25 protein-coding genes are annotated in these 25,466 nt (G+C 60.6%); 15 read left to right on the top strand and 10 right to left on the bottom strand.

The annotated features are described in order from the left end of the window. Positions 1–10 precede the first annotated feature (10 nt). Positions 11–1,315 carry an MFS transporter gene (locus NCHU2750_RS10745; protein ID WP_119940430.1) on the bottom strand — a complete coding sequence of 435 codons (1,305 nt, stop codon included), beginning with the start codon at positions 1,313–1,315 and terminating at the stop codon, positions 11–13. A gap of 384 nt (positions 1,316–1,699) precedes the next feature. On the opposite strand from NCHU2750_RS10745, the gene NCHU2750_RS10740 reads away from it, so the two are divergent. From NCHU2750_RS10740 to recN, 7 genes are all read left to right on the top strand, one after another. Next, on the top strand, positions 1,700–2,626 hold the full coding sequence (locus NCHU2750_RS10740; protein WP_119940429.1) for a D-alanine--D-alanine ligase: 927 nt from the start codon (positions 1,700–1,702) through the stop codon (positions 2,624–2,626). Next, entirely contained in the window at positions 2,614–3,546 is a 933-nt protein-coding gene (locus NCHU2750_RS10735) for a cell division protein FtsQ/DivIB (protein ID WP_162939583.1), read from the top strand. The genes NCHU2750_RS10740 and NCHU2750_RS10735 overlap by 13 nt, the downstream gene beginning before the upstream one ends. Continuing rightward, the gene (gene ftsA / locus NCHU2750_RS10730) at positions 3,543–4,874 is read left to right on the top strand and encodes a cell division protein FtsA (RefSeq protein ID WP_119940427.1); all 1,332 of its coding nucleotides are present in this window, start codon (positions 3,543–3,545) and stop codon (positions 4,872–4,874) included. Before NCHU2750_RS10735 ends, ftsA begins: the two co-directional genes overlap by 4 nt. Positions 4,875–4,962: 88 nt before the next feature. Further along, positions 4,963–6,702, top strand: a complete 1,740-nt coding sequence (ftsZ, locus tag NCHU2750_RS10725; RefSeq protein ID WP_119940426.1) for a cell division protein FtsZ — start codon at positions 4,963–4,965, stop codon at positions 6,700–6,702. A 324-nt stretch (positions 6,703–7,026) separates the two neighbouring features. Beyond that, a complete protein-coding gene (gene lpxC, locus NCHU2750_RS10720) occupies positions 7,027–7,986 on the top strand; it encodes a UDP-3-O-acyl-N-acetylglucosamine deacetylase (RefSeq protein WP_119940425.1) in 960 nt (319 codons plus the stop codon). Positions 7,987–8,231: 245 nt separating this feature from the next. Then, on the top strand, positions 8,232–9,098 hold the full coding sequence (locus tag NCHU2750_RS10715; RefSeq protein ID WP_119940424.1) for an outer membrane protein assembly factor BamD: 867 nt from the start codon (positions 8,232–8,234) through the stop codon (positions 9,096–9,098). 29 nt (positions 9,099–9,127) lie between these two features. After that, the gene (recN, locus tag NCHU2750_RS10710) at positions 9,128–10,801 is read left to right on the top strand and encodes a DNA repair protein RecN (protein ID WP_119940423.1); all 1,674 of its coding nucleotides are present in this window, start codon (positions 9,128–9,130) and stop codon (positions 10,799–10,801) included. A gap of 16 nt (positions 10,802–10,817) precedes the next feature. Here the strand turns inward: recN and NCHU2750_RS10705 are convergent, their stop codons facing one another. Beyond that, positions 10,818–11,387: a cytochrome b gene (locus NCHU2750_RS10705; RefSeq protein ID WP_162939582.1), complete on the bottom strand. Its 570-nt coding sequence runs from the start codon at positions 11,385–11,387 to the stop codon at positions 10,818–10,820. A 201-nt stretch (positions 11,388–11,588) separates the two neighbouring features. Here NCHU2750_RS10705 and ligA point away from each other — a divergent pair, with 201 nt between their 5' ends. Both ligA and NCHU2750_RS10695 read left to right on the top strand, forming a co-directional pair. Further along, entirely contained in the window at positions 11,589–13,754 is a 2,166-nt protein-coding gene (gene ligA, locus NCHU2750_RS10700; RefSeq protein WP_119940421.1) for an NAD-dependent DNA ligase LigA, read from the top strand. A 167-nt stretch (positions 13,755–13,921) separates the two neighbouring features. Next, complete coding sequence (locus NCHU2750_RS10695) at positions 13,922–14,287, top strand: nuclear transport factor 2 family protein (RefSeq protein ID WP_245480397.1); 366 nt, start codon at positions 13,922–13,924, stop codon at positions 14,285–14,287. Between the two features lie 111 nt (positions 14,288–14,398). On the opposite strand, the gene NCHU2750_RS10690 is transcribed toward NCHU2750_RS10695, so the two are convergent. After that, positions 14,399–14,953: a GNAT family N-acetyltransferase gene (locus tag NCHU2750_RS10690; RefSeq protein WP_119940419.1), complete on the bottom strand. Its 555-nt coding sequence runs from the start codon at positions 14,951–14,953 to the stop codon at positions 14,399–14,401. Between the two features lie 273 nt (positions 14,954–15,226). On the opposite strand from NCHU2750_RS10690, the gene NCHU2750_RS10685 reads away from it, so the two are divergent. Next, positions 15,227–15,817 (top strand): 3'-5' exonuclease, encoded by a 591-nt coding sequence (locus tag NCHU2750_RS10685; RefSeq protein ID WP_245480396.1) that lies wholly within the window; start codon positions 15,227–15,229, stop codon positions 15,815–15,817. Between the two features lie 98 nt (positions 15,818–15,915). Further along, positions 15,916–16,422: a CreA family protein gene (locus NCHU2750_RS10680; RefSeq protein WP_119940418.1), complete on the top strand. Its 507-nt coding sequence runs from the start codon at positions 15,916–15,918 to the stop codon at positions 16,420–16,422. 67 nt (positions 16,423–16,489) lie between these two features. Here the strand turns inward: NCHU2750_RS10680 and NCHU2750_RS10675 are convergent, their stop codons facing one another. From NCHU2750_RS10675 to NCHU2750_RS30470, 3 genes are all read right to left on the bottom strand, one after another. Further along, a complete protein-coding gene (locus NCHU2750_RS10675; RefSeq protein WP_119940417.1) occupies positions 16,490–16,807 on the bottom strand; it encodes a hypothetical protein in 318 nt (105 codons plus the stop codon). Positions 16,808–16,988: 181 nt separating this feature from the next. Continuing rightward, positions 16,989–17,456, bottom strand: a complete 468-nt coding sequence (locus NCHU2750_RS10670) for a chemotaxis protein CheW (protein WP_112457808.1) — start codon at positions 17,454–17,456, stop codon at positions 16,989–16,991. A 1-nt stretch (position 17,457) separates the two neighbouring features. Further along, on the bottom strand, positions 17,458–17,748 hold the full coding sequence (locus tag NCHU2750_RS30470) for a hypothetical protein (protein WP_162939581.1): 291 nt from the start codon (positions 17,746–17,748) through the stop codon (positions 17,458–17,460). Between the two features lie 30 nt (positions 17,749–17,778). On the opposite strand from NCHU2750_RS30470, the gene NCHU2750_RS10665 reads away from it, so the two are divergent. Both NCHU2750_RS10665 and NCHU2750_RS10660 read left to right on the top strand, forming a co-directional pair. Beyond that, complete coding sequence (locus tag NCHU2750_RS10665) at positions 17,779–18,378, top strand: SCO family protein (protein WP_119943207.1); 600 nt, start codon at positions 17,779–17,781, stop codon at positions 18,376–18,378. 79 nt (positions 18,379–18,457) lie between these two features. Beyond that, entirely contained in the window at positions 18,458–19,336 is an 879-nt protein-coding gene (locus NCHU2750_RS10660; protein WP_119940416.1) for a 50S ribosomal protein L11 methyltransferase, read from the top strand. 192 nt (positions 19,337–19,528) lie between these two features. Here NCHU2750_RS10660 and NCHU2750_RS30465 read toward each other — a convergent pair whose 3' ends face one another. Further along, on the bottom strand, positions 19,529–19,702 hold the full coding sequence (locus NCHU2750_RS30465) for a hypothetical protein (protein ID WP_162939580.1): 174 nt from the start codon (positions 19,700–19,702) through the stop codon (positions 19,529–19,531). 233 nt (positions 19,703–19,935) lie between these two features. Here NCHU2750_RS30465 and NCHU2750_RS10655 point away from each other — a divergent pair, with 233 nt between their 5' ends. Next, positions 19,936–21,771 carry an aminopeptidase P family protein gene (locus NCHU2750_RS10655; protein WP_119940415.1) on the top strand — a complete coding sequence of 612 codons (1,836 nt, stop codon included), beginning with the start codon at positions 19,936–19,938 and terminating at the stop codon, positions 21,769–21,771. Here the strand turns inward: NCHU2750_RS10655 and NCHU2750_RS10650 are convergent, their stop codons facing one another. The 3 genes from NCHU2750_RS10650 to pncA form a co-directional block, all read right to left on the bottom strand. Beyond that, entirely contained in the window at positions 21,772–22,107 is a 336-nt protein-coding gene (locus tag NCHU2750_RS10650) for an AzlD family protein (RefSeq protein WP_119940414.1), read from the bottom strand. It abuts the gene before it with no gap. Between the two features lies 1 nt (position 22,108). Further along, positions 22,109–22,840, bottom strand: coding sequence for an AzlC family ABC transporter permease (locus NCHU2750_RS10645; RefSeq protein ID WP_119940413.1), 732 nt, complete (start codon positions 22,838–22,840; stop codon positions 22,109–22,111). 162 nt (positions 22,841–23,002) lie between these two features. Beyond that, complete coding sequence (gene pncA, locus NCHU2750_RS10640) at positions 23,003–23,629, bottom strand: bifunctional nicotinamidase/pyrazinamidase (protein WP_119940412.1); 627 nt, start codon at positions 23,627–23,629, stop codon at positions 23,003–23,005. A 169-nt stretch (positions 23,630–23,798) separates the two neighbouring features. On the opposite strand from pncA, the gene NCHU2750_RS10635 reads away from it, so the two are divergent. Further along, the gene (locus tag NCHU2750_RS10635; protein ID WP_119940411.1) at positions 23,799–25,280 is read left to right on the top strand and encodes a YadA-like family protein; all 1,482 of its coding nucleotides are present in this window, start codon (positions 23,799–23,801) and stop codon (positions 25,278–25,280) included. Positions 25,281–25,466 lie beyond the last annotated feature (186 nt).

Here is a 25,466-nt window from a genome sequence, read left to right as displayed (position 1 = left end):
TGCGGGACGATCAGACCTCGTCCTTGCCCGAAAGCAGGATGCAGGCCAGCGTGATCACGGCGGAGAGGCCGAGATAGAGGCCGACTGCGCCCATGCCGTAATTCGCCTGGAGATAGGTGGCGATATAGGGGGCGAGCGAGGCACCGAAGATGCCCGCAAGGTTGAAGGTGATCGACGAGCCGGTATAGCGGACCGCGGTCGGGAAGGGGGCTGCGAGCGCCGTTCCGATCAGGCCGTAGGTCATGCCCATCAGTACCATGGCGATGATGACGAAGAGGAAGATCGAGGCTTCACCATTGGTCATCAGGGGCGGCAGGATGAACGAGAACAGGGCGATCAGCACGGTCGTCAAGATCAGCATCTGGCGGCGGCCGTAGCGGTCGCCAAGCTTGCCGATGACCGGGATGGCGATGCCGAACACGATGGAGCCGAGCAACTGCACTTCGAGCGCATCGAGGAACGGCATCTTCAGGACCTTGATATTGTAGGATAGAAGATAGGCCGAGCCGATGTAGAAGAGCACGAAGGTGGCGAGCGCCACGAAAGTACCGAGGAAGATGCTGCGCTTGTGATTGGCAAACAGGGCTGCAACCGGAACGGCGACACGCTCATGCTTGTCGATCGCCTTCTGGAAGTCAGGCGTCTCGGTGATCGAGAGGCGAACCCAGAGGCCGATGGCGATCAGCACGATCGAGGAAATGAACGGAACGCGCCAGCCCCAGCTCAGGAGAGCCTCCTGGGACATGAAGTGAAGCAGGATCCAGAAGACGCCCGATGACAGGAAGAGGCCGACCGGAGCGCCGAGCTGCGGGAACATGCCGTACCAGGTACGCTTGCCGGGAGGTGCGTTCTCGGTTGCGAGAAGGACGGCACCGCCCCATTCACCGCCAAGACCAAAGCCCTGACCGAAACGGCAAAGGGCGAGCAGAAGCGGAGCCAGCACGCCGATCGAGGCGTAGGAGGGAAGAAGGCCGATCACCACGGTCGAGATGCCCATGGTCAGCAGGGCTGCCACGAGGGTGGTCTTGCGACCGACGCGGTCGCCGAAATGACCAAAGACCACAGCGCCGAGCGGGCGCGCGAAGAAGGCGATCGAGAATGTGGCGAAGGACGCCAGGAGGGCCGTCGTCGGATCATTGTTCGGGAAGAACAAGGCTGGGAAAACGAGGACCGCAGCGGTGGCGTACACATAGAAATCGAAAAACTCGATCGTCGTGCCGACCAGGCTGGCCGTCAGGACGCGTGCAGGAGAATTCGTTGCAACAGGCGCTAACGGCTCAGCAGACGGCGAGGCGGATGGCATCGCGTTAGTCATACTGATTCCAGTTCATTTAAGATTGTTATTAATCGCTCCTCGGAGAGCTCGCATGGCCAGTATCGTAATTTTATGGCGACGGAAAGCCTTGCTACGGCAACAAATGCAAAAAAAATCGCCGCAGAAAGGAATCATAGATTGCGCATCATCGCGCCTGAATCGCTTGCCGGTGCGGGTTAGGGCTGTCGCCTAAAGTTTTGCGTTAACCATTTGCTTGCTAATTTTCTATAGCAGTTTCAATGTGTTGGGTTTTCTCGTTAAGCAAAGTAAACGATTTGTTAACCATTTTGCTGCACCAATACGTGCCAGTTCGGCGAGAGTCGGTGGCCGCAAGGTTCATCTCTCCTCGAAATCTGGAAATTGGCATTTCTCAAGGAGTGGTGGATGAGTGGCAAGCACGTGGCTGTTTTGATGGGAGGATTTTCCTCCGAGCGGCCTGTCAGCCTGTCCTCCGGCAATGCGTGCGCAGATGCTCTGGAAGGTGAAGGCTATCGTGTTGCCCGCGTCGACGTCGGGCGCGACGTCGCGGCCGTCCTGTCCGAGTTGCGTCCCGATGTTGCATTCAATGCTCTGCATGGTCCCTTCGGTGAAGACGGCACGATCCAGGGTGTTCTGGAATATCTGCAGATACCCTACACGCATTCGGGTGTGCTTGCTTCGGCTCTTGCTATGGACAAGGGGCAGGCCAAGCATGTCGCCAAGGCAGCCGGCATTCCGGTTGCCGATGCGCTCGTCATGGACCGCAAGGATTTCACCACCTCTCATCCGATGCCTGCTCCCTATGTGGTGAAGCCGGTTCGCGAAGGGTCGTCCTTCGGTGTCGTCATCGTTCGCGAGGATCAATCTCATCCGCCGCAGATCGTCACGTCGTCCGAGTGGCGTTATGGCGATGCCGTCATGGTCGAGCGTTACGTCTATGGTCGCGAACTGACCTGCGGCGTGATGGACGGCAAGGCGCTCGGGGTGACGGAAGTCGTCACGGAAGGGCCGGGATTTTACGATTACGATGCGAAATATGCCGCCGGCGGCTCTCGTCATGTCATTCCGGCACAAATTTCACCGAATATTTACCAAAAAATACAAGCATTGTCGGTCATGGCGCATGAGGCGATTGGTTGCCGCGGTGTGAGTCGCTCGGACTTCCGCTTCGATGATCGTTTTTCCGATGAAGGCGAAGTCATCTGGCTTGAGGTCAACACCCAGCCCGGCATGACGCCGACGTCTCTGGTGCCGGAAATGGCTGCTCATGAGGGATATTCCTTCGGAGAGCTTGTTCGCTGGATGGTGGAGGACGCTTCGTGTCTACGGTGATCGGCAAAAAGGCAGGTGGATCGCGCCGTCAGGTCGCTGGCAATGTTGCCGGCGCTGACGATCGTCGCGTGCTGCCGCGGCCGCTGCGCCGCATCGTGCGATTTGCCGTCAGCCTGGCGACCGGTCGCATCGATATTCCCCGCCACACGGGTACGCTCGCGACATTCGGCTTCTTCGCGGTCGTCGGTCTCTACGGCATGTCGCTCGGCGGTCACGGTCATGACGTTGCCCAATCGACGACGGCTGCTGTGGGCTTTGCCATCGAGGACGTGAAGGTCTCCGGAAACGAGCAGACGTCGGAAATCGACATTCTCCAGCTTCTTGGTCTCGACGGGACGACTTCGCTCGTGGCGCTCGATATCGATGCCGCCCGCCGCAAGCTCTCGGAACTGCCATGGGTCGAATATGCTGAGGTCCGCAAGGTCTATCCGCGGACGATCGAGGTCAACCTGAAGGAGCGGAAGGCGTTCGCCATCTGGCAGCATGGTTCGGACCTGTCGCTGATCGAAAAGAACGGCGCGGTCATCGCTCCCTTGAAGGACAACAAATTCGCCTCGCTGCCGCTCTTCGTCGGTCAGGACGCGGAGAAGGCAGCGGCCTCGTTCGCCGAGCAGATGGACAAGTGGCCTGATCTCAAAAACCGTGTCAGGGCTTATGTTCGCGTGTCGAGCCGCCGTTGGGATCTGCATCTCGACAATGGCATCGTTCTCAAGCTTCCCGAGGATAACATTCCGGATGCGCTGACGCTTCTGGCACGCCTCGAAAAGGATCAGAACGTGCTGGAGCGCGATATCGCCGCTGTCGATCTGCGCCTGCATGATCGTACCACCATTCAACTGACTGCGGCCGCTGTGGAGCGGCGCCAACAGGCGCTCGACGCACGCACAAAGGCCCTCAAGAAAGCCGGAGAGCAAACGTGAGCGTCTTCGGTTCCTCTCAATATGGTTTGCCACGCATGAAGCCATTGTCGTCCAAACGTAGCCACGTCGTATCCGTGCTGGACATCGGGTCCACCAAGGTCGTCTGCATGATCGCACGGCTGACGCCGCGCCAGGAAAGCCAGATCCTGCCGGGCCGCACGCATCACGTCGAAATCATCGGTATCGGCCACCAGCGTTCGCGCGGGGTGAAGTCGGGCGTGATTGCCGATCTGGATGCGGCCGAAAGCGTCGTGCGCCTGGCTGTCGATGCGGCGGAACGGATGGCCGGCCTTACGGTCGACAGCCTGATCGTCAACGTCTCTGCCGGTCGTCTGGCGAGCGATGTCTATACCGCGACGATCGATCTCGGCGGACAGGAAGTCGAGGCTTCCGATCTGCGCAAGGTGCTTGCAGCCGCAAGCCAGCAGTCGCAGCGTCATGACCGGGCGATCCTGCATTCGCTGCCGACTGGATTCTCGCTCGACGGCGAGCGCGGCATTCGCGATCCGCTGGCCATGTATGGCGATGATCTCGGTGTCGACATGCATTTCGTCACCGCCGAACGCGTCACGCTCAAGAACCTCGAGCTTTGCGTCAACCGCGCGCATCTGTCGGTCGAAGGCATGGTGGCGACACCCTATGCAAGCGGTCTTGCGGCGCTGGTCGACGACGAAGTCGAACTCGGTTGTGCGGCGATCGACATGGGTGGCGGGACGACGACCATTTCCGTCTTCTGCGAAGGCAAGCTCGTTCATACCGATGCGATCGGGCTCGGCGGCCATCACGTGACGACGGATCTGGCGCGTGGCCTGTCTACCCGTATCGAGGATGCAGAGCGGATGAAGGTCGTTCATGGCTCGGCCATGGCCAACGGCGCCGACGAACGCGATGTTATTTCTGTTCCGCCGATCGGAGAGGATGACCGCGACCAGCCGACTCAGGTACCAAGGTCTCTTGTGACCCGGATCGTCAGGGCACGAATCGAGGAAACGCTGGAACTGATCCGTGACCGGATACAGAAATCCGGCTTTAGCCCCATCGTCGGCAAGCGGGTTGTGCTGACGGGTGGCGCCAGCCAGCTGACGGGCTTGCCCGAGGCTGCACGGCGGATTCTCGCCCGTAATGTTCGCATCGGCCGTCCGATGGGCGTCTCCGGTCTTCCGGCGGCCGCCAAGGGACCGGCGTTCTCCACCGCAGTCGGACTGATCATCTATCCGCAGGTGGCAGATATGGAAACACATGTCTCGCAGGGCGGCCTGATCGGCTCGTTCGGCAACGGTAACGGTCGTCTGGCCCGCATGGGGCAATGGCTGAAAGAGAGTTTTTGACCGGGAAGACAGCCCTTTCTCGTCAAAGTGAATTGGAAAAGAATTGGTCAGCTCGGCAACGCGACCAAAAGCAGAAGGAAAAGGTACAATGACGATCAAGCTGCAAAAGCCTGACATCACCGAGCTGAAGCCTCGGATCACCGTGTTCGGCGTCGGTGGTGGTGGCGGCAACGCCGTCAACAACATGATCACAGCCGGGCTCGAAGGCGTCGATTTCGTCGTTGCCAATACCGATGCCCAGGCGCTGACCATGACCAAGGCCGAGCGCATCATCCAGATGGGCGTGCAGGTTACCGAAGGTCTCGGCGCCGGCTCGCAGCCGGAAGTCGGCCGCGCCGCCGCTGAAGAGTGCCTCGACGAGATCGTCGATCACTTGAACGGCACGCATATGTGCTTCGTCACCGCCGGCATGGGCGGCGGCACGGGTACCGGTGCTGCTCCGGTCGTTGCACAGGCTGCCCGCAACAAGGGTATCCTGACCGTCGGCGTCGTCACCAAGCCGTTCCACTTCGAAGGCGGCCGCCGCATGCGTCTTGCCGAACAGGGTATCCAGGAACTGCAGAAGTCGGTCGACACGCTGATCGTCATTCCGAACCAGAACCTGTTCCGCATCGCCAATGACAAGACCACGTTTGCCGACGCATTCGCCATGGCTGACCAGGTTCTCTATTCGGGCGTTGCCTGCATCACCGACCTGATGGTCAAGGAAGGCCTGATCAACCTCGACTTCGCCGACGTCCGCTCGGTCATGCGCGAGATGGGCCGTGCGATGATGGGTACCGGCGAGGCTTCCGGTTCGGGCCGCGCTCTGCAGGCTGCCGAAGCTGCGATCGCCAACCCGCTGCTCGACGAAACCTCGATGAAGGGCGCGCAGGGCCTCTTGATCTCCATCACCGGTGGTCGCGACCTTACCCTTTTCGAAGTCGATGAAGCTGCTACCCGCATTCGCGAAGAAGTCGACCCGGATGCCAACATCATCCTCGGCGCGACCTTCGACGAAGCGCTCGAAGGCCTCATCCGCGTCTCCGTCGTCGCGACCGGTATCGACCGCGCTCATGGCGAAGTCGACCTGCGTGCTGCTGAAATGCGCGCTGCGCAGAAGCCGATTATCCGTCCTTCCGCGGCCGTTGCTCCGGCTCCGGCCGCACCCCAGCCTGTCATGATGCAGGCCCCCCAGGCACCGAAGGCTGTCGACCCCATCGCCGACACGATCCGCCAGGCTGAAGCCGAAATGGAACAGGTCCTCGCCATCCAGACCCCGGTCGCTCCTGTACCGCAGCCGGTTGCACCGCAGCCGCAGGAAGAGTTCCGTCCGCAGAGCCGCATCTTCGCTGCTGCCCCGGCAGAAGCACCGGCTCCGCAGATGGCCCGCCCCGTACAGCCCGCTCCGCAGCCGGCCCCGGCCTACCAGCCTGCTCCTGCTCCGGTGATGAGCCAGCCGGCGCCGCGCATGGCGCAGCCCGCCTATCGCGAACCGGTCATGGAACCTGTCCGCATGCCGAAGGTCGAAGACTTTCCGCCGGTGGTAAAGGCTGAACTGGATCATCGCACGCAGCCTGCCCAGCACATGCAGGAAGAGCGTGGCCCGATGGGTCTCCTGAAGCGAATCACCAACTCTCTCGGCCGTCGCGAAGAAGACGATCATGCCCAGTCGGACATGACCTCTTCGGCTCCTGCACCGCAGCAGCGCCGCCCGCTTTCGCCGGAAGCAAGCCTTTATGCTCCGCGTCGCGGCAATCTCGACGACCACGGCCGCGCTGCTCCGCAGTCGCACCAGGAAGACGACCAGCTGGAAATTCCGGCCTTCCTGCGCCGCCAGTCGAACTGAGTTAACGGTGGATAACAAAGTTGAATGGGCCCGGGTGTATCATCCGGGCCCTTCGACGTTTAGGAAATTCGAGGGCTCGAAAAATTACCGTTCCGGTTCAATGGCTTGCGTGAGGCGCAAGTGGAATGTCTTCGGCTTGGATCGCGGTCGTCATAACTGTCAGATAACCGTAACAATCCGAAACGAACAGTGATTTGGAAAGAGCCGGGAGCATCAGTATTTAGGACACTGACAGAGGTTGGAACATTGAACCTAAATCGTTTCGACTTCACAGAAATACGGACCCGCTGATGCGGGTGCGACGGAATTAAGAAGGCGTAAGTAATGACTATTGGATTGCTCGGATTTCAGGCAACGATCGCTGCTCCGGTTACGTTGAGCGGTATCGGTGTTCATTCTGGGGCGCCTGTGATGATTACCTTCCAGCCGGCAGAAGCCGGGACGGGCATCATATTCAGCCGCAATCTCGACGACGGTACGAGCGTCGAATATCGCGCCGTTTCCTCGCAGGTCGGTCCGACGGATCTTTGCACGGTTCTCGGCATGTCGCCCTCCAAGTGGGTTGCGACCATCGAACATGTCATGGCTGCTCTTTATGCTCTCGGCATCGACAATGTCGTCGTCGAAGTGGATGGCGCGGAAATGCCGATCATGGACGGCAGCTCTTATCCGTTCATCGAGGCGATCGAGCAGGTCGGTATCGTCAACCTCGGCATCAAGCGTCGCTACATTCGCGTCGTGAAGCCGGTGCGAATTGATTCGGGTGCATCCTGGTCCGAGTTCCGTCCCTATGACGGCACGCGATTCGAAGTCGAGATCGACTTTTCCTCGCCGCTGATCGGCCGCCAGAGCTGGAAGGGTGACCTCACGGCTGCTTCGTTCAAGGCCGAACTGTCGCGTGCCCGTACCTTCGGCTTCATGCGTGACGTCGAGCGCCTGTGGGCAGCCGGTTACGCGCTCGGTTCCTCGCTGGAAAATTCGGTCGTCATTTCCGATGACGATACGGTCGTCAATGTCGAAGGCCTGCGCTACGCCAAGGACGAGTTCGTTCGCCACAAGACGCTCGATGCCGTCGGCGATCTGGCTATTGCCGGCGCCCAGTTCATCGGCTGCTACCGTTCCTATCGCGGCGGCCACAAGATGAATGCCAATGCGCTGAAAGCACTCCTGAGTGATCCGACTGCCTATGAAGTTGTCGAGGCTCCGTCTTCCGTCGGTACCCGTGTGCGGGCCGGCGAGTTTGTTCCGGTCAGCGTCAGCGAATATGCACCGTGGTTTGCCTGAGGCCATTTACCAAGTCGAGAATCGGCTTCGGCCGAAACTCGGATCCGATTGAAAGTTGAGACCTCCATCAAACTGGCCGCCTCTCAAAAAGGCGGCCTTTTTCTTTTGATAAAAGGCACTTGCGGCGAGGCTCGCCACAAAAATGCGTTAATGCCGACCCATTGCGTTGCCCTCACCATGCTTTTATGGCTAGTACGCCGCTGGGGCACGAGTGGTTTCACGCGGGGACGATCAGGGACTGTCGGATGGCTGATGAAAAGTCTGTAAAATTGCGTAGCTTGGCGAGGGGTGGCCTCCTGGCGATTGCACTTATCGGGACCGGGATTGGTTTGGCTGCCTGCCAATCCAAGAAGGACATCGACATTACGAAGCTCGGCTTCGAATCCGATCCGCCGGAAGAGCTTTACAACCAGGGCCTTGCCAACATGAAGGCAGGCAACATGGTTGAAGCGAGCCGCAAGTTCGACGCTATCGACAAGCAGAACCCGTTCACCGAATGGGACCGCAAGGCGCTTGTGATGAGCACGTTCGTCAAGCAGCGCATGGGCCGCAACGACGATGCGATCTCGACCGGCAACCGTTACCTCGGCCAGTATCCGAAGTCGGAAGATTCGGCCTATGTCCAGTATCTGGTCGGCCTGTCCTATTCCAAGCAGATCGGCGACGTGACGCAGGACCAGAAGCCGGCACTGCAGACGATCGATGCCATGACCAAGGTGGTCAAGAATTATCCGAATTCGGAATATGTCGAGGACGCGCAGGCAAAGATCCGATTCGCGCGCGACCAGCTGGCCGGCAAGGAAATGCAGATCGGCCGCTATTATCTGGAGCGCAAGGAATATCTTGCCGCCATCCAGCGCTTCCGCACCGTCGTCGAGCAATATTCCAACACCAACCAGGTGGAAGAAGCTTTGGCGCGTCTGACGGAAACCTATTACGCCATGGGTATCGTCGAGGAAGCCCAGACCGCTGCTGCGGTTCTCGGCCGCAACTATCCTGACAGCCAGTGGTACCACGATTCCTATAATCTGCTGCAGAAGGGCGGCGTCGAGCCGCGTGAGAACAAGGGTTCCTGGATCTCGCGCGCCGGGGCAAAGCTCATCGGCGCCTGAGGCGATCCCAAGGTCATAAACGAGGCCACATGCTGATCCAGTTGTCGATCCGCGATATCGTTCTGATCGAGCGGCTCGATCTCGGATTCGCAGCCGGTCTTTCCGTGCTGACGGGTGAAACGGGTGCCGGCAAGTCGATCCTGCTCGACAGTCTTTCGCTGGCACTCGGAGGGCGTGGCGACGGCGGCCTCGTGCGGCATGGCGAGGACAAGGGCCAGGTCACGGCCGTGTTCGATGTGCCGGGCCATCATGCGGCCCGCAAGCTGCTGAAGGAAAACGGCATCGACGACGATGGCGACCTGATCTTCCGCCGCATCCAGTCGGCGGACGGTCGTACACGTGCGTCGATCAACGACCAGCCGGTCAGCGTGCAGTTGATGCGCCAGGTCGGACAGGTTCTCGTCGAAATCCACGGCCAGCACGACGACCGTGCCCTGATCGATACCGACGCCCATCGCACGCTGCTCGATGCGTTTGCCGGACTGTCCGAAGAGGTCATCGAGGTTGGCGGGCTTTACCGCTCCTGGCGGGATGCCGAACGGGCCTTCAAGGCGCATCGCGCCAAGGTGGAGGCCGCTGCCCGCGAGGCCGACTATATCCGTGCTTCCGTCGAGGAGCTGGAAGCCCTTGCCCCGCGCGACGGGGAAGAGGACGAGCTCGCCGAACAGCGCTCGAAGATGCAGAAGTCCGAGCGGATTGCCGGCGATATTTCCGAAGCTTCTGAGTTCCTGAACGGCAATGCCTCGCCGGTTCCGATGATCGCCTCGCTGGTGCGCCGTCTGGAGCGCAAGAGCCACGAGGCGCCGGGCCTTCTGGAAGAGACCGTCGAACTTCTGGACCACGCGCTCAACAACCTTTCGAATGCTCAGATGGAGGTCGAGGCAGCGCTTCGGCGTACCGAATTCGACCCGCGCGAGCTCGAGCGGGTCGAGGAGCGGCTTTTTGCGCTGCGTGCTGCGGGACGGAAATATTCGGTCGCGGTGGTCGATCTGCCGGCGCTCGCTGAAAAGATGGTGGCGGACCTTGCCGATCTCGATGCCGGCGAGGAGAAGCTCGGCCAGCTCGAAAAGATCGCTGCAGCAGCCCGGGAGGCCTTCGATCAGGCTTCTGTCGTTCTTTCCGGCAAACGCCGGACCGGTGCCGAATCACTGTCGGCTGCCGTCATGGCGGAACTGCCGGCGCTGAAACTCGAACGGGCGCGGTTCATGGTCGAGGTGACCGCCGATCCCGACAATGCGGCTGCCGAAGGCATAGACACGGTCGAATTCCATGTGCAGACCAATCCGGGCACTCGTCCGGGCCCGATCATGAAGGTGGCTTCGGGTGGCGAGCTTTCGCGCTTCCTCCTGGCGCTGAAAGTGGCGCTTGCCGATCGCGGGTCGGCACCGACGCTGGTGTTCGACGAGATCGATACGGGTGTCGGCGGTGCGGTGGCGGATGCGATCGGCCAGCGGCTGAAGCGCCTTTCGGCGACCGTTCAGGTTCTCTCCGTCACCCATGCTCCGCAGGTCGCAGCGCGTGCGGCGACACATCTTCTCATCTCCAAGGGGCCGGCGGCCGACGGCTCGGAAAAGATCGCCACGCGGGTCGCGACGATGGAGCCGCAGCACCGCGCCGAAGAGATCGCCCGCATGCTGTCGGGCGCTTCGGTGACGGACGAGGCGCGGGCGGCGGCCGCCGCACTTCTGGCCGGTAACGGCTGAGGGCGCCGTTGCCACATCATTCTGCCGGTTGAAACTTCCGCGGCTTTCCGGCCATGCGGTTCAGCACATCATCCTTCCAGACGACGCGGTGGATCAGGGCCATGACGATATGGCCGCCGATCAGGGTGAGCAGTGTCCAGGCGAACACGCTATGCAGCAGGTTTGCCGGTGCAACCATCCATTCGACCCGTTCGCCGCCGAGCGGCACGATCTGGATGCCGAACAGGGCGAGACCCCATTCGGAACCGACAGCCCGCAACAGGGCTATGGCCGGGATGGTGAGCATCAGCAGGTAGAGAATGGCATGGGCAATCCATGCAATGCCGCCGAGACGGCCATGCTGATGGGCCTGCCGATTCTTCAGGTTATAGAAGCCCCAGAGTGCGCGCAGCGGCGCAAGAACGAGGATCACGGCGCCAAGCTCGCCATGGGTTGCGTTCAGCATGTCGGTCAGTGCCGAGCGGCCGAACAGGCGGTTGATGAGGATGCCGGAAAACTGCCAGCAGAGGATGACGGCCATGCTCCAGTGGAAGATGCGGCTGATCAAACCATATCTCAGTCCATCATCTTTCCAGTGCTGCGCCATGGGCCTGTACTCTTCTCGGATTGCCGTTCTGAACATGAATTTCACGCGCAGGTATTAATGTGTGTGCGATCTGTCGTCCATGGCGGTTTTTCTGCAAGTGGTGCGTGCGGCAAAACATGTTCGTGAATTTCTCCGCAACGACAGCCCGCTTCCAATCACGGGCAGATGCACTAGAAAGACGGTGACGATGGAGATTCCTGCATGGCCGCCGAACAGACCCCAGTCGAAACCCTGACCGAAGATGCGGCTGCCGCCGAACTTGCACGGCTGGCGCGCGAGCTCGCCCATCATGACGAGCTCTATCATGCCAAGGATGCGCCGGAGATATCGGATGCCGATTACGACGCGCTGAAGCGCCGCAATGCTGCCATCGAGGAGCGTTTTCCCTCGCTCATCCGTTCCGACAGCCCATCGGTCAAGGTGGGGGCAGCGCCGCTTGCCACGTTCGCACCGATCACTCATGCGCGGCCGATGCTGTCGCTCGACAACACGTTTTCCGACGAGGACGTGGCTGATTTCGTCGCTTCCGTCTATCGCTTCCTCGGGCAGCTGCCAGACAATTCGATTGCCTTTACCGCCGAACCAAAGATCGACGGCCTCTCCATGTCGATCCGCTACGAGGACGGCGTGCTGGTCAATGCCGCCACCCGTGGCGATGGGACGACCGGCGAGAACGTCACCGCCAATGTGAAGACCATCAAAGAGATCCCGAACCGGCTGCCGAAGGGTGTGCCTGCGGTCGTCGAAGTGCGCGGCGAGGTCTATATGGCCAAGAGCGACTTTCTGGCGCTGAATGCGGAGATGGAGGCGCAGGGCAAGCAGCTCTATGTCAATCCGCGCAACACGGCGGCGGGGTCGCTGCGCCAGCTCGACGCCAAGGTGACGGAGAGCCGCAAGCTGAAATTCTTCGCCTATGCCTGGGGCGAGATTTCCGAGCCGAACGATCTGCCGAAGACGCAATACGAGATGGTGCAGACCTTCAAGGATTGGGGTTTCCCGGTGAACCCTTTGATGAAGCGGTTGAACTCGGTCGAGGAGATCATCGCTCATTACCGCGAGATCGGCCTCCAACGCCCGGATCTCGACTATGACATCGATGGCGTCGTCTACAAGGTCGACCGGCTCGACCTGCAGGCGCGCCTCGGTTTTCGCTCGCGCTCTCCCCGATGGGCGACGGCGCACAAGTTCCCGGCCGAGCAGGCCTTCACCACGGTGGAAAATATCGACATCCAGGTGGGCCGTACCGGGGCACTGACGCCGGTCGCGAGGCTTACGCCGATCACGGTCGGCGGTGTCGTCGTCACCAATGCGACGCTGCATAATGCCGACTATATCGAGGGCATCGGCAATTCCGGAGAACGCATCCGCGAGGAAGACCATGATATCCGCATCGGCGACACGGTGATCGTGCAGCGGGCAGGGGATGTTATCCCGCAGGTGCTGGATGTCGTCATGGAAAAGCGTCCGACTGACGCGAGGAAATACGAGTTTCCGACGAAATGCCCGGTCTGCGGCAGCCATGCGGTGCGTGAAAAGAACGAGAAGACCGGCAAGCTCGATTCGGTAACCCGCTGCACCGGCGGTTTCGTTTGCCGGGCACAGGCGACCGAACACCTGAAGCATTTCGTCTCGCGCAACGCCTTCGATATCGAGGGGCTCGGCACCAAACAGGTGGATTTCTTCTTCGAGAGCGAGGATCCGGCATTGCAGGTGCGCACCGCGCCGGACATCTTCACGCTGAAGAAGCGGCAGGAAGCCTCGCCGCTGATGAAGCTCGAGAATATCGAGGGGTTCGGCAGGGTCAGCGTCCGAAAACTGTTCGACGCGATCGACGAGCGGCGCTCGATCGCGCTCAACCGGTTCATCTATGCGCTCGGCATTCGCCATGTCGGGGAAACGACCGCGAAGCTGTTGGCGCGGCATTACGGCACTTATGGTGCCTTCGATCATGCGATGAAGGAGGCTTCGTCACTTGCTGGTGACGCCTGGCAGGATCTGAACAATATCGAGGGGATCGGCGAAATCGTCGCGCGTGCGATCGTCGAGTTCTTCAAGGAAAACCGCAATCTCGATGTCATCGGCCGGCTGCTCGAAGAGGTGACGCCGCAGGAGGCCGAACAGGTGGCGGCCTCCGACAGCCCGGTTGCCAGCAAAACGGTGGTGTTTACCGGATCTCTGGAGCGTTTCACCCGCGACGAAGCGAAGGCGCGGGCCGAAAGCCTCGGCGCCAAGGTGGCGGGGTCGGTATCAAAGAAGACCGATTATGTGGTTGCCGGTCCCGGTGCCGGTTCCAAGCTCGACAAGGCGCGTGAACTCGGCGTCGAGGTGATGACCGAGGACGAGTGGCTGAGCTTCATCGGCGGATGATGATGGTTTCGTCGTGACGGTATGCCGCCGGTAAAGCGAAGTTTATTTTCCAAGCCGGCCGGAATTTGCCCTTTGGCAGGGGCGGTGCAGTCGCCGATAAACAACAGGAAAATCCGATGAGGAATCCGTTCTCATTCGCCACCGTAGCGCTTGCTGCTCCCGTACTCATGGCGTTTGCCGCACCAGTTTCTGCCCAGCAGCCGGCAGGCGAGACGGTGCAGCAGCACAACAAGGAAATCGTTCTCGATTTCTACGAAAAGGCGCTGAACCAGAAGGATTTCGCTGCGGCTTCCATATATCTCGGCAAGTATACGCAGCATAATCCGAATGCCGCGGATGGCCCCGAGGGTCTAAAGGGCTTTCTGAATTTCCTGAAGGAAAAATACCCGCAGTCGCATAGCGAGATCAAACAGGTGTTCACCGATGGCGATTACGTCATCCTGCATGTTCACACGATCCGCGAGCCGGGCACCCGCGGGAACGCGATCGTCGATATCTTTCGCCTGAAGGACGGCAAGATCGAGGAACACTGAGATGCCGTCCAGCCAATCCCGGAAAAATCCGCCAACGAGAACACGATGTTCTGACCGGGTCGCCGGTGACGCCCCAAATTCGTTGTTGGCATTGGGGGCACCGGCCGATCTTCAGTTCTGCCTGGCGGATGTAACTCTGGCCATCGTGTAGGCGTCGACATAGCGTCCATCGCGAAAAGCGAATTCCCGCAAATGGCCTTCATTGACGAAGCCGTATCGCTCGTAGAGCCGGATCGCCGAAGCGTTGTCGGTAAAGACGGTCAGTTCTACGCGATGCAGTGCAAGCCAGTTGTCGGCGACGTCCAATGCCGCCTTCATCAGGGCGGAGCCTATTCCCTGGCCAACGAAATCATCATGCACACCCATGCCGATCGAAGCGGCGTGGCGGCGGCGCGGATTGGCAGCAGGGGTGAGCCCGATGTCGCCGACAACGCGGCCATCGAGATCGGCGACGAGACGTTTGACATCACCCGCCGGGCTTTCCAGGTAGTGACGAATTTCCGCGACCGCGTGATACGGAGTTCGCAGCGTGCCGTACCGGTAGCCGGTCAGATTATGCAGCGCGGTGATGGCGTCTGCGTCCTCCACGCATGCGGCGCGGATCACCAACCCTTGAGGTTTTGTCGATCGGGGCGGCTTGTCGTCGATATCATTGTCGGATTTCATCTTCGCTCTCTCCGGTTTTTGCCGAGGCAGAGAGCGGATTGTCCGAACCCTGCCAGTTGGCAGGGTGGTGGACGGGTGACCTTCTAACGCGCCAAACCCGCCACGCGCCCTGCGGGGCGAATGGTCATGGTCACATGGGTAAGGGCGCGTGCGCTGGTCATGGCGACATTGGGCCATGAGGCAGGAGCGGGGTCAAGCGCTGCGCTGGCGGAATTTTGCCGAATCGCCAGCGTCGGCGTAAAAGCCTCGTCGAACAGCAGCCGGAACCTCGCCTTGAAGACTATTGCCATCGATTTCGAAACCGCCAACGAGCAACGCGGCAGTGCCTGTTCGGTCGGGCTCGCCTGGATCGAGGACGGGCAGGTGGTGCGGGTGGAGGAGCGGCTGATCCGGCCGAGGGACATGCGGTTTTCCCCCTTCAATATCGGCATTCACGGCATCAGGCCGGAACATGTCGAGGATGCAGGCGAATTTCCCGAAGTGATGGACGAGTTTGCCGATGACTTTGCCGGTGCGACGATGATCGCGCATAACGCCGCCTTCGACTTTTCCGTCTGGCGTGCCTGTCTCGATCAATACCGGCAATGCTATCCGGAGCTCACCTATATGTGCAGCGTGAAGATGGCGCAGAAAGTCTGGCCGCATCTCGTCTCGCACAAGCTGAACGTTCTGGCGCAGCATCTCGGCCTCAGCTTTCTCCATCACAATGCCGCCGAGGATGCGGCCGTGTGTGCTGAAGCCTCGATCGCCATCGCCAGAGAGCTTCGCGTCGATCATGTCAGCGAAGTGCCGCAGGCGATCGGCATGCGCATCGGGCGCCTGTTTGCCGGCGGTTACGATGCCTGCACGCTGCGCAGGCAGTAGGCAGGCAAAGTTTTGCGGTCCGGCCTGATTGCCGGCTTGCAAGCCGCCCTGCGGGTCTTATTTCTGGTCACGGATCGTTGAACGGAGATTTTTTTCCCATGAACAGCTTGCGCCGCTGCCTTATCCCGCTTGTCTCTGCCGTTGTGCTTGCCGGCACTGCATCAATCCCGTCGAAGGCCGAGGTCGTCGGTGAGGTCGGGGTCGACTGGATCGGCAACGACATCATCGTTGAGGCGGTGCCGGACCCGCAGGTGAAGGGCGTAACCTGCCATGTCACCTATTTCGATCGCAGCATGATCGACCGGTTGAAGAACGGAAAATGGTTCGAAGACCCCTCGAACAATTCCATCGCCTGCCGCCAGACCGGGCCGATCGAGATCGGCGATATCGATCTCGGCAAGGGCGGCGAAGAGGTGTTTCGTCAGGGGCGTTCGCTGATCTGGAAGGACCTTCTGGTCAAGCGCATCTACGACAAGACCAACGACACGCTGATCTATCTCGCCCATTCCCGCCAGGTGGTGGACGGATCGGCGAAGATGGCGATTTCGACGGTGCCGCTTTATAACCAGCAGGTGACCTGGACCAAGGGCAAGCCGGCGCCGTGATGCGGGCCGCTTGAAACCGGAAAGGGCCGGGCGGAATGCCGCTCGGCCTGATGATGCGGGCTGTCGTTCAGCGGACGTAGACGATCTCGCTGCCATCTCCGGCCTTATCGATCCCGACAACGTTGCCGAGCTCGACGTCGTCAGCGCGCAGTTCCTTCTGCAGGACCGGCTGCTGATGAAGTTCGGCCTGCGCCTTCTGGACCATTTCAGGCGTCGGATCGGCATATTCGACCGGGACAGTCAGCTTGTTTTCGCTGTAGTCGGTCGGATCGGTGTAGACGATGCTGAAATCCGTCTTCGCGCTTGTCTTGGGCAAGTCGCGGGCATAAGCGCCGCCGGCAAGAACGGTGGTGGCGATGAATGCGAATGCAAAAGCCTTTTTCATCTCAGTTCTCCTATCTTCGAAAGCCAGCCGACGAGTTCAGGTTCGGTTGGGCGTTTGCGACGGGAAAACTCGGATGCCGGCTACCGGTTCCGGCTTGGTTGTGTTAAATAATTTTAACAATTACAGGTATTTAATCTTCCGCCACCTAGAAGTTGCGGCGGAAGATTTTGGCCGTTTTTTATTAGGCGGCTTCGCGCGAAAGTTCGTCGGCGATGACGGTGTCGAGGTTGAGGAAGCAGACCATTGTCTTTTCCAGCGCGACGATGCCTCGGCAGAAATCGCGCTGCGCTTCCGGAATGATTTCCGGTGCCGGCTGCAGGTCTTCGCTCTTGATGGTCATCATGTCAGAAACCTGCTCCACCAGAAGGCCGACCAGCTTGCCACGAATGTCTGTGACGATGATGGCGGAACGCTCGGAGGGCTCCGTCATCTTCATGCCGAGGCGGCAGGCCATGTCGATGACCGGGATCACCGCGCCGCGCAGGTTGATGAGGCCGAGAACATAGGGCGGGGTGTGGGGCATCGGCGTCACCGGAGCCCAGCCGCGGATTTCGCGGATCGCCATGATGTCGATGCAGAATTCCTGGTCGCCCAGGTGGAACGAGACGATCTCGAGATAGGCGCCCGACTGCTTTATCGCATTGCTCATATCAGAACTCTTCCGTTTGGCTGAGAGGCCCAGAAACAGGGGCTTCAAGAATCTTTGTCACAATGATGTTTGCCGCGCAGAAGTGAAAAACAGGTGAATCACAAATCAACAAAGCGGGTGAGGGCATTGTTTTGTGGGACTTTTCGATAGCTGCGGTGTCGTGCCAGGCTTGAGAGGGAAGGCTTCCCGTGTCGGGGCGGTGAGCGCCGCACTTTATATTCGGGCCGCTGCCCTCTCGACGGCCTTCTCCGCGGATGGTGAATTGCGCCGACACGGTATCGGCGCTATCCATGCCGTTCCTATCGACCGATGCGAGACCTCAATGAAAAGCCTCCGGATTGTGCTGTGGATTGCTGCCTTCGCGCTTGTCGGCGTGCTGGTCTGGCTCACGCTTGAAGTGACCCGCCAGAGGCAGGATCTTGCAGACGGACCTTTCGGCGTGCCGTTCAAGCTTGTTGCCCAGGATGGCAAGCCGATCACCGAGCAGGCATTTCGCGACAAGCCCACGGCGCTCTTCTTCGGTTTCACCAATTGCCCCGAAGTGTGCCCGACGACGCTTTTCGAGCTTAATGGCTGGCTGCACAAGGTCGATCCGGACGGCACCAAGCTGAACGGCTATGTCGTCACCGTCGATCCCGAGCGCGATACGCCGGAAATACTCGGTCAGTATGTTTCCAATGTCAGCGATCGCATCAAGGGTATATCCGGTCCGCCGGCCGATGTGATGGCGATGGTCAAGGGCTTCAAGGTCTATGCCAAGAAGGTGCCGGTGGATGCGGCCGATCCGAATGGCGATTATACGATGGATCACACGGCCTCGGTCTTCCTTCTTGATCACGGTGGCCGCTTTGCCGGCACGATCTCTTATGGCGAAGATGCCGAGACCGCGGAAAAGAAGCTCGCCAACCTGATCAAGGGCTGATCCCTGCAAGCTTAGCGGTTGAACGCAGGCAGGCTTCTGTGGCAATGCTCCGCGCAATCATCAGCAAAGAGAGAAGACCGTGAGCGAGATCCGCCTTTACGTGACAGTCAATGAGCAGACGGCGACGGAGGTGCTCGATCTCCTGTCGGAGGTGTTCGGCGAGGAGGACTTCGCCATCGCGACCACCGAGGTGGACGAAAAGCGCGACATCTGGGAGGCCTCCGTCTACATGATGGCCGATGAAGAGGAGATGGTGCGCGAGCGCGTTTCCGCAGTTCTGGCTATCGCCTTCCCGTCGCTTGCGATCGAGCGCGAGGTCATCCCCGAGCTCGACTGGATTGCCAAGTCGCTTGAGGGCCTGAAACCGGTGCGGGCAGGGCGTTTCATCGTGCATGGCTCGCATGACCGGGACAAGATCCGCGAAAACGATGTGGCGATCGAGATCGATGCCGGACAGGCTTTCGGGACCGGCCATCACGGCACGACGGCGGGATGCCTTGAGGTGATCGACAAGGTGCTGCGCGCACGCACGGTGCGCAACGCGCTCGATCTCGGTACCGGCAGCGGCGTTCTGGCGATTGCGGTGCGCAAGGTGCGCAAGATCCCGGTTCTGGCGACCGATATAGATCCCGTCGCCGTGCGGGTGGCGCGTGACAATGTACGGCGCAATGGCATTGCAAGCGGCATCCGTGTCGAGACCGCGACCGGCTTTCACTCGCCGGCTTTTCGCGAAGACGGGCCATTCGACCTCATCATCGCCAACATCCTTGCCAAGCCGCTGATGAAGATGGCGCCGGAGCTCGGCCAGCATCTTTCACCCGGCGGTTCCGTCATCCTTTCCGGCATTCTGGCCGAACAGCGCTGGAAGGTGATTGCCGCCTACAAGGGGGCAGGCATGCGCCATCTCTCGACGATCTGGCGCAATGGCTGGGTGACGATGCATTTCACCAATCGGTGAACCTCGTCGCAGGCTTGCGTTCGACGCATGGCGGAAGCGCTTCCGGTCTGTCAGAACAAGAAAAAGGCGGCGCTTTTGGCGCCGCCTCAACCAGGTTTCAGACCCGGCCAGCCCGCGAGCACGTGGGAGGAGTGTGCTCAAGCGGGAAATGATGGAGGGCGGTCGCGATTTCGCACGCGGCCGTTCACTGCATCAGAAAACGTAGGTTGCTGCGCCCTTGCGGCGAAGCTCTTCGCGGCTGGTGCCAAGGCCCTCAAGCGTCTTTTCATCGAGGCTCAGCAGTGCGCCGTTGACATAGCGCTGGACCTGCTTTTCGCGTGCCGCGATCAAGCGGTTCATTGCATTGCGGAATACGGAATTTGCCATCGTCTTTGCCCTAGTGGTGAGCGCTCCGGCGCTCTCTATGTTTGAAATATAGATGTTCCTGAAATGCCCAGTGAGTAGGCTTCCCTCATTGGTGATATGCGCTATGTGCATGGGTATTTGTGTCCGTGCCTGATTTTTCTGCATGGCGAGCATGTCAAAGGATAATTTGCGGCGCGCCCATCTGATCGCCTAACATCGCCGTCCAGCGGAATCAGATCAGCGGATTGCCTTCCATGTTTCAGTCCTTCGACAATAAATCCTCCCCGCAATTCGGGCGCGAGCGGGTGGCCGCGCTGCGCAGTCGATTTGCCGAACTCGGCATTGACGGCTTCCTGGTGCCTCGTGCCGATGAATATCAGGGAGAATACGTTCCTGAATCGGCCGAGCGCCTGGCATGGCTGACCGGCTTTACCGGTTCGGCGGGGATCGTGCTGGTGACGCAGAAGGAAGCCGTCGTCTTTGTCGATGGCCGTTACGTGACGCAGCTTGCCGAACAGGTGGATCGCAGCGTGTTTTCCGGCGGTGACCTGGTCGGCGAGCCGCCGCATGTGTGGCTCGGCAAGCACGCCGTATCGGGGTTTCGGCTCGGCATCGATCCGTGGCTGCATGGCGGTGCCGAGGTGCGGCGGCTTGAGAAGGCGCTTGCAGAGATCGGCGGCAGCCTCGTCCTGCTTGAAGAAAACCCGCTCGACAGCGCATGGAAGGATCGCCCGGCGGAGCCGCTTGGGGCTGTAGCGGTTCAGCAGGATGCGCATGCCGGAAAGCCGGCCGGAGAGAAGATCGCTGCCATTGCCGCCGAATTGCAGGCGAAGAAGATCGCAGCCGTGCTGGTCGCCGATCCGTCTTCGGTCGCGTGGATCTTCAATATCCGCGGTGCGGACGTGCCGCATACGCCGCATCCGCTGTCGCGGGCGCTGATCAGCGCGGATGGCAAGGCAGAGCTGTTCATCGACGGGCGCAAGCTCGGTGCGGAGGCTCGTGCCCACCTGCAGTCGCTTGCGTCGCTGTATGAGCCGGGGGAACTGGTCGAACGCATCGGCGTCCATGCGGCAGGCGGCGCACGCATTCTTGCCGATCCCGAACTGACTGCGCTCGCCCTGACGCAGGCGATCCGCGATGCCGGTGGTGAGGTGGTGGAGGGATCGGATCCCGCACGCCTGCCACGCGCCATCAAGAATGCCGTCGAGTTACGCGGTTCGGCCGATGCACATCTGCAGGACGGGGCGGCGATGGTCGAATTCCTCTATTGGCTCGATCAGGCCGAACCCGGCTCGCTGACGGAGATCCGCACGGTCGAGGCGCTGGAGGCCGCGCGTGCCCGTGTCGGCCAGAACATGCAGAACCCGCTCAGGGATGTATCCTTCGACACGATTTCCGGAACCGGCCCGCATGGTGCGGTTATTCACTACCGGGTGACAAGTCAGAGCGACCGGGTGCTTGAGGCGGGCGACCTGTTCCTGATCGATTCAGGGGCTCAATACATCAACGGCACGACCGACATTACCCGGACGGTTGCGATCGGCGAGGTTGCGGAGGATCGCAAGCGGTTCTTCACGCTGGTGCTGAAGGGGATGATCGGCATCAGCACGGCACGGTTTCCCAAGGGGACGCGTGGCTGCGATCTCGATCCGCTGGCGCGCATTGCGCTGTGGAAGGCCGGTGCCGATTTTGCCCATGGCACCGGGCATGGCGTCGGCTCCTACCTCTCCGTGCATGAAGGGCCGCAGCGGATCTCGCGTCTTGCGACGCAGGAACTGCTTCCCGGCATGATCCTGTCCAATGAGCCGGGTTACTATCGGCCGGATGCATTCGGCATCCGCATCGAGAACCTCATTTTCGTGCGCGAGGCGGAAGAGATCGAGGGCGGCGATATTCCGATGCGGTCGTTCGAGACGCTGACCTTCTGCCCGATCGACCGCCGGCTCGTCGTGGCTTCGCTGCTGACGGCCGAGGAACTGGACTGGCTGAACGCCTATCATACGGCGGTGCGTGAAAAGATCATGCCGCTTCTGACCGACGCTGCCATCCAGGCATGGCTCGAAGCCGCGACGGCTCCGATCGCTGTCTGATCAGGCTCCGATGCCGAAACCGTAGCGGGCCGCCATCACGGCGGCCCAGCCTGCCACCAGGATTGTCAGTCCGGGCCAGCGCAGAGCGACGACAAAGGCCACGGCCATGGCGATCTTGATATCCCAGTCGCCATTGAAGAAGGGTGGTGCGACCAGCGTGGTCAGTACAGCCGCCGGCACGGCGTTTAGCGCCGATTCCACCCGCGGCGGTATGCGTTTCATGCTGGCTATCAATACGTAGCCACCGATCCGCGTGGCGTAGGTGGCAACGGCGGCTGCAATGATCAGAAGCAGGGTGTGGCTGTCGATTGCCAAAGGGCTCGGATCGGGTTGCATCCTACATCACCTCCTTCTCGAGCGTCGGGACGTCGGGCTCTGCCTCGGGCCGTGCCGGTGGCGGCAGGATTGCGGCAACGAGGATGCCGAGTAGCGCGCCGGCGCTGATATGCCATGGCGAGCCGACCAGATGGTAGGCGACGACCGAACCGATGGCGCCGGCCAGCATGACCGGCAGGAAATTGTGCCGCGAGCGGAAGCCCATCACGAGACCGAGGAAATAGATAGGCAGCAGGACGTCTATGCCGAGTGCCTTCGGATCGCCGATCAGCCTGCCGAAAAAGGCGCCGATGACGGTGTTGACGACCCAGCCGAGCCACACGACGGCGCCCATGGCAAGATACCATCGAGGCGTCACGGCAGTGCCTGTCTCTTCACGTTTGACCGCTTCGGCAAATTGCGGATCGACGAGAAGAAAGAAGGCAAGCCAGCGACGAAGCGCGGGAAAGCTGCCCAGAACACCTACCAGTGCCGCGGAATAGAGAACGTGGCGAAAGTTGACGGCCAAGACCGACAGAACGATGATCCAGGCGGCGACATGGTGGCCGAAGAGTTCTATGCCGACCAACTGACTTGCGCCGCCATAGACAAGCGCGCTCATTAGCGCAGCTTCGGCGAGGCTGAAACCGTTGTCGACGGCGATCGCGCCGAACAGGATGCCGAAAGGTGCAGAGGAAAGGACTACGACGAGACCCTTCTTCAAACCGTCGGCAATCTCTTCCCTCTTGCCCATTGCCGGCTCCCGCCGCTGGTGATGTCCTGCCCGGTTGTCGCCTCTTCCAAGGTCTACCCGAGATTGCCAGCGTTTAGGGATGGCGGTCGCCCGTGACAAACGAATTGCGCTTATTCAACCATCGATTTTGATGAACCGTCGCAATTCGGTCCGCCGGCTGCCTCAATCGGCGAGGATCTCCGTGCTGGTGACGATACCGATGCCGCGCGCCTGCATCTCGGCGATTGCATCTGCCACCCCTTTCGGATCGATGCCGCGGCTGGCATCAGAGATGAAACGGACCTTCACGTCCGGAAGCATGTCGCGGGCATCGAGTGCCGAAAACTTGACGCAATAGTCGGTGGCCAGGCCACAGACATCGAGTTCTGTGATCTGCTGCGCCCTGAGATAGCCGGCCAGTCCGGTGAGGGCTGCCTGATCATTGTCGCGAAAGGCCGAATAGCTGTCCACAGCCGGGTTCTCGCCCTTCTGCTGCACATAGTCGATGCCGTCGGTCTCAAGGTCGGGGTGGAACTCTGCGTCGGAGGTTCCCTGGACGCAATGATCCGGCCACATGACCTGCGGCTGGCCCGACAGTTCGCCCATGTCGAAGGGTTTCTTGCCAGGGTGCTGGGAGGCAAAGCTGCCGTGATTGGCCGGGTGCCAGTCCTGCGAGGCGACGACGACATCGTATCCGCTATCACGAATCAGGCTGTTGGCGACAGGAACGACCGAATCGCCATCCGCAACGGCGAGGTTTCCGCCGGGGCAAAAACCGACCTGAATGTCGACCAAAAGCAGCGCCTTCATAACGTCCTCCCGCGATTTTGACAGCAGAATGCCAAGCGGGGGCTCTGTGATCAAGGAAATTATCAAGCCTAATCAGTGTGATCGTTGAAACAGTAAAGCTTATCTAAATTAGAAAGAGCTTATTAAGTATGTTGCGAAATTATTGGCCATCCGATTTGGAGGGGTCACCATGAAGCGCATCGTCATTCCAGCAGTCGCAATACCGGCTACGCTCCTTGCGAGCCTCTACAGTACCACCGCGCAGGCGCAGACAGCTCCGCTGGTCAACGTCTGCTCCGGCCTCAGTGTCGATCTTCCCGTGCTTCAACCTGTGGCCGGCGGCCTCAGCTCGATCCTGGGTGCACTGGGCGGCATCATCGATGTCAACCTCACCGATGCCCTGAGCGGCAAGAATATCGGCGTCAACGTTCTGGATACCGATGGCAATGCGGTCAGCAGTGCCGATTGCGGTCTGGCGGCCGACTCGGTCGACATCGATGATGCGAAGGGCATATCGATGGGCGGCGGCAGCCTGAGCGGTCTCGGCGGCGCCAATAATGCAGCGTCGGTTGCTGGCGAAGTCAACTCGATCGCCATAGGCAACGGAGCGACCACCAGCGCGACGGCCACAAATGCGGTTGCGCTCGGTCTGCGCGGCTCGGTTACAGCCGCTAATGGCGTGGCGCTCGGCGCGGATACGGACGTCAGTGCCACCGGCGGTGTCGCGCTCGGCTCGGGCTCCGTAGCAGCAAGATCAGGCATGGCCGGTGCATCCGAACTATTTTCTGGCACGGCGGTTTCATCGACGGCCGGCGCCGTGTCCGTCGGGGATACGGGGAGCGAGCGGCAGATCACCAATGTCGCTGGCGGCACAGCCGATACCGATGCGGTCAATGTCCGCCAGCTTCGGGCGGTGCAGGATAATGTGCAGACCGGACTTGGCGACGTCGCCATATCACTCGGCGGCGGTGCCAACTATAACAGCAGCACAAACGTCTTTACCGGGCCGAGTTACACGCTGCGAGGCAATACCTATACGGACGTGGACTCTGCACTGCAGGCGATCAACTCCTTCATTGGCGGTGCCGGTACCAATGGTGCTTTGGCTGCCAACAACACGAGCGGCCTTGCAAACGCAGTGGCCACAGGCGCCGACGCAACCGCGATCGGCTACGGTTCGAAGGCAAGTTATGCCAACAGCACGGCGATCGGCGGCGGCGCTGCCACCACGCGGGCAGGCCAGGTGATGATCGGCACGTCGAGCAATACCTACACGATGCCGGGCGTTACCTCGGCTGCAAGCAAGGCGGCGCAGAGTGGCCCGACCCAGGTTCTCACGACGGATGCGGCGGGCAATATCGCGACGGCCAATCTCGATGTGAACCGGATCAATTCGAATATCTCCGACTTGCGCAGCGATATGTCGAGCCTGCGCCGGGAGACCCGCAAGGGCATCGCGGCAGCCATGTCGATGACGGCCGCACCTAAACCTTCGGCGCCCGGCAAGACATCGTGGTCCACCAACCTCGCCGGCTATCAGGGTGAAGTGGCCACCAGCTTCGCCGTGGCGCACATGTTCGACACCAATTATCCGGTCATCTTCGATGCATCGGTGGGCTATTCGCCGGGCGGCTCGGCCGGTGTGCGCGTCGGGCTCGCCGGCGAATTCTGATCGCGAGCCGCAGGCCCGACTTTCGAACCCCTGGCCGATCAGGTTCCCCCGCCGGTCGGCTCGTTCCACCCCGTGCAACCCCGCGGGGTGGAATGCTTTTTTGCGGTGCCGCATTCCATGATCGGCTCGCTATACGAAAATGTATTCCTCGTTTCTTCCTTGCGATTGAAAAGCGTTGCCTCGTCA

Source organism: Neorhizobium sp. NCHU2750 (assembly GCF_003597675.1).
Lineage (GTDB): Bacteria > Pseudomonadota > Alphaproteobacteria > Rhizobiales > Rhizobiaceae > Neorhizobium.
The sequence above is the reverse complement of the archived record's forward strand: the minus strand, read 5'-3'. Positions and strand labels throughout refer to the sequence as shown.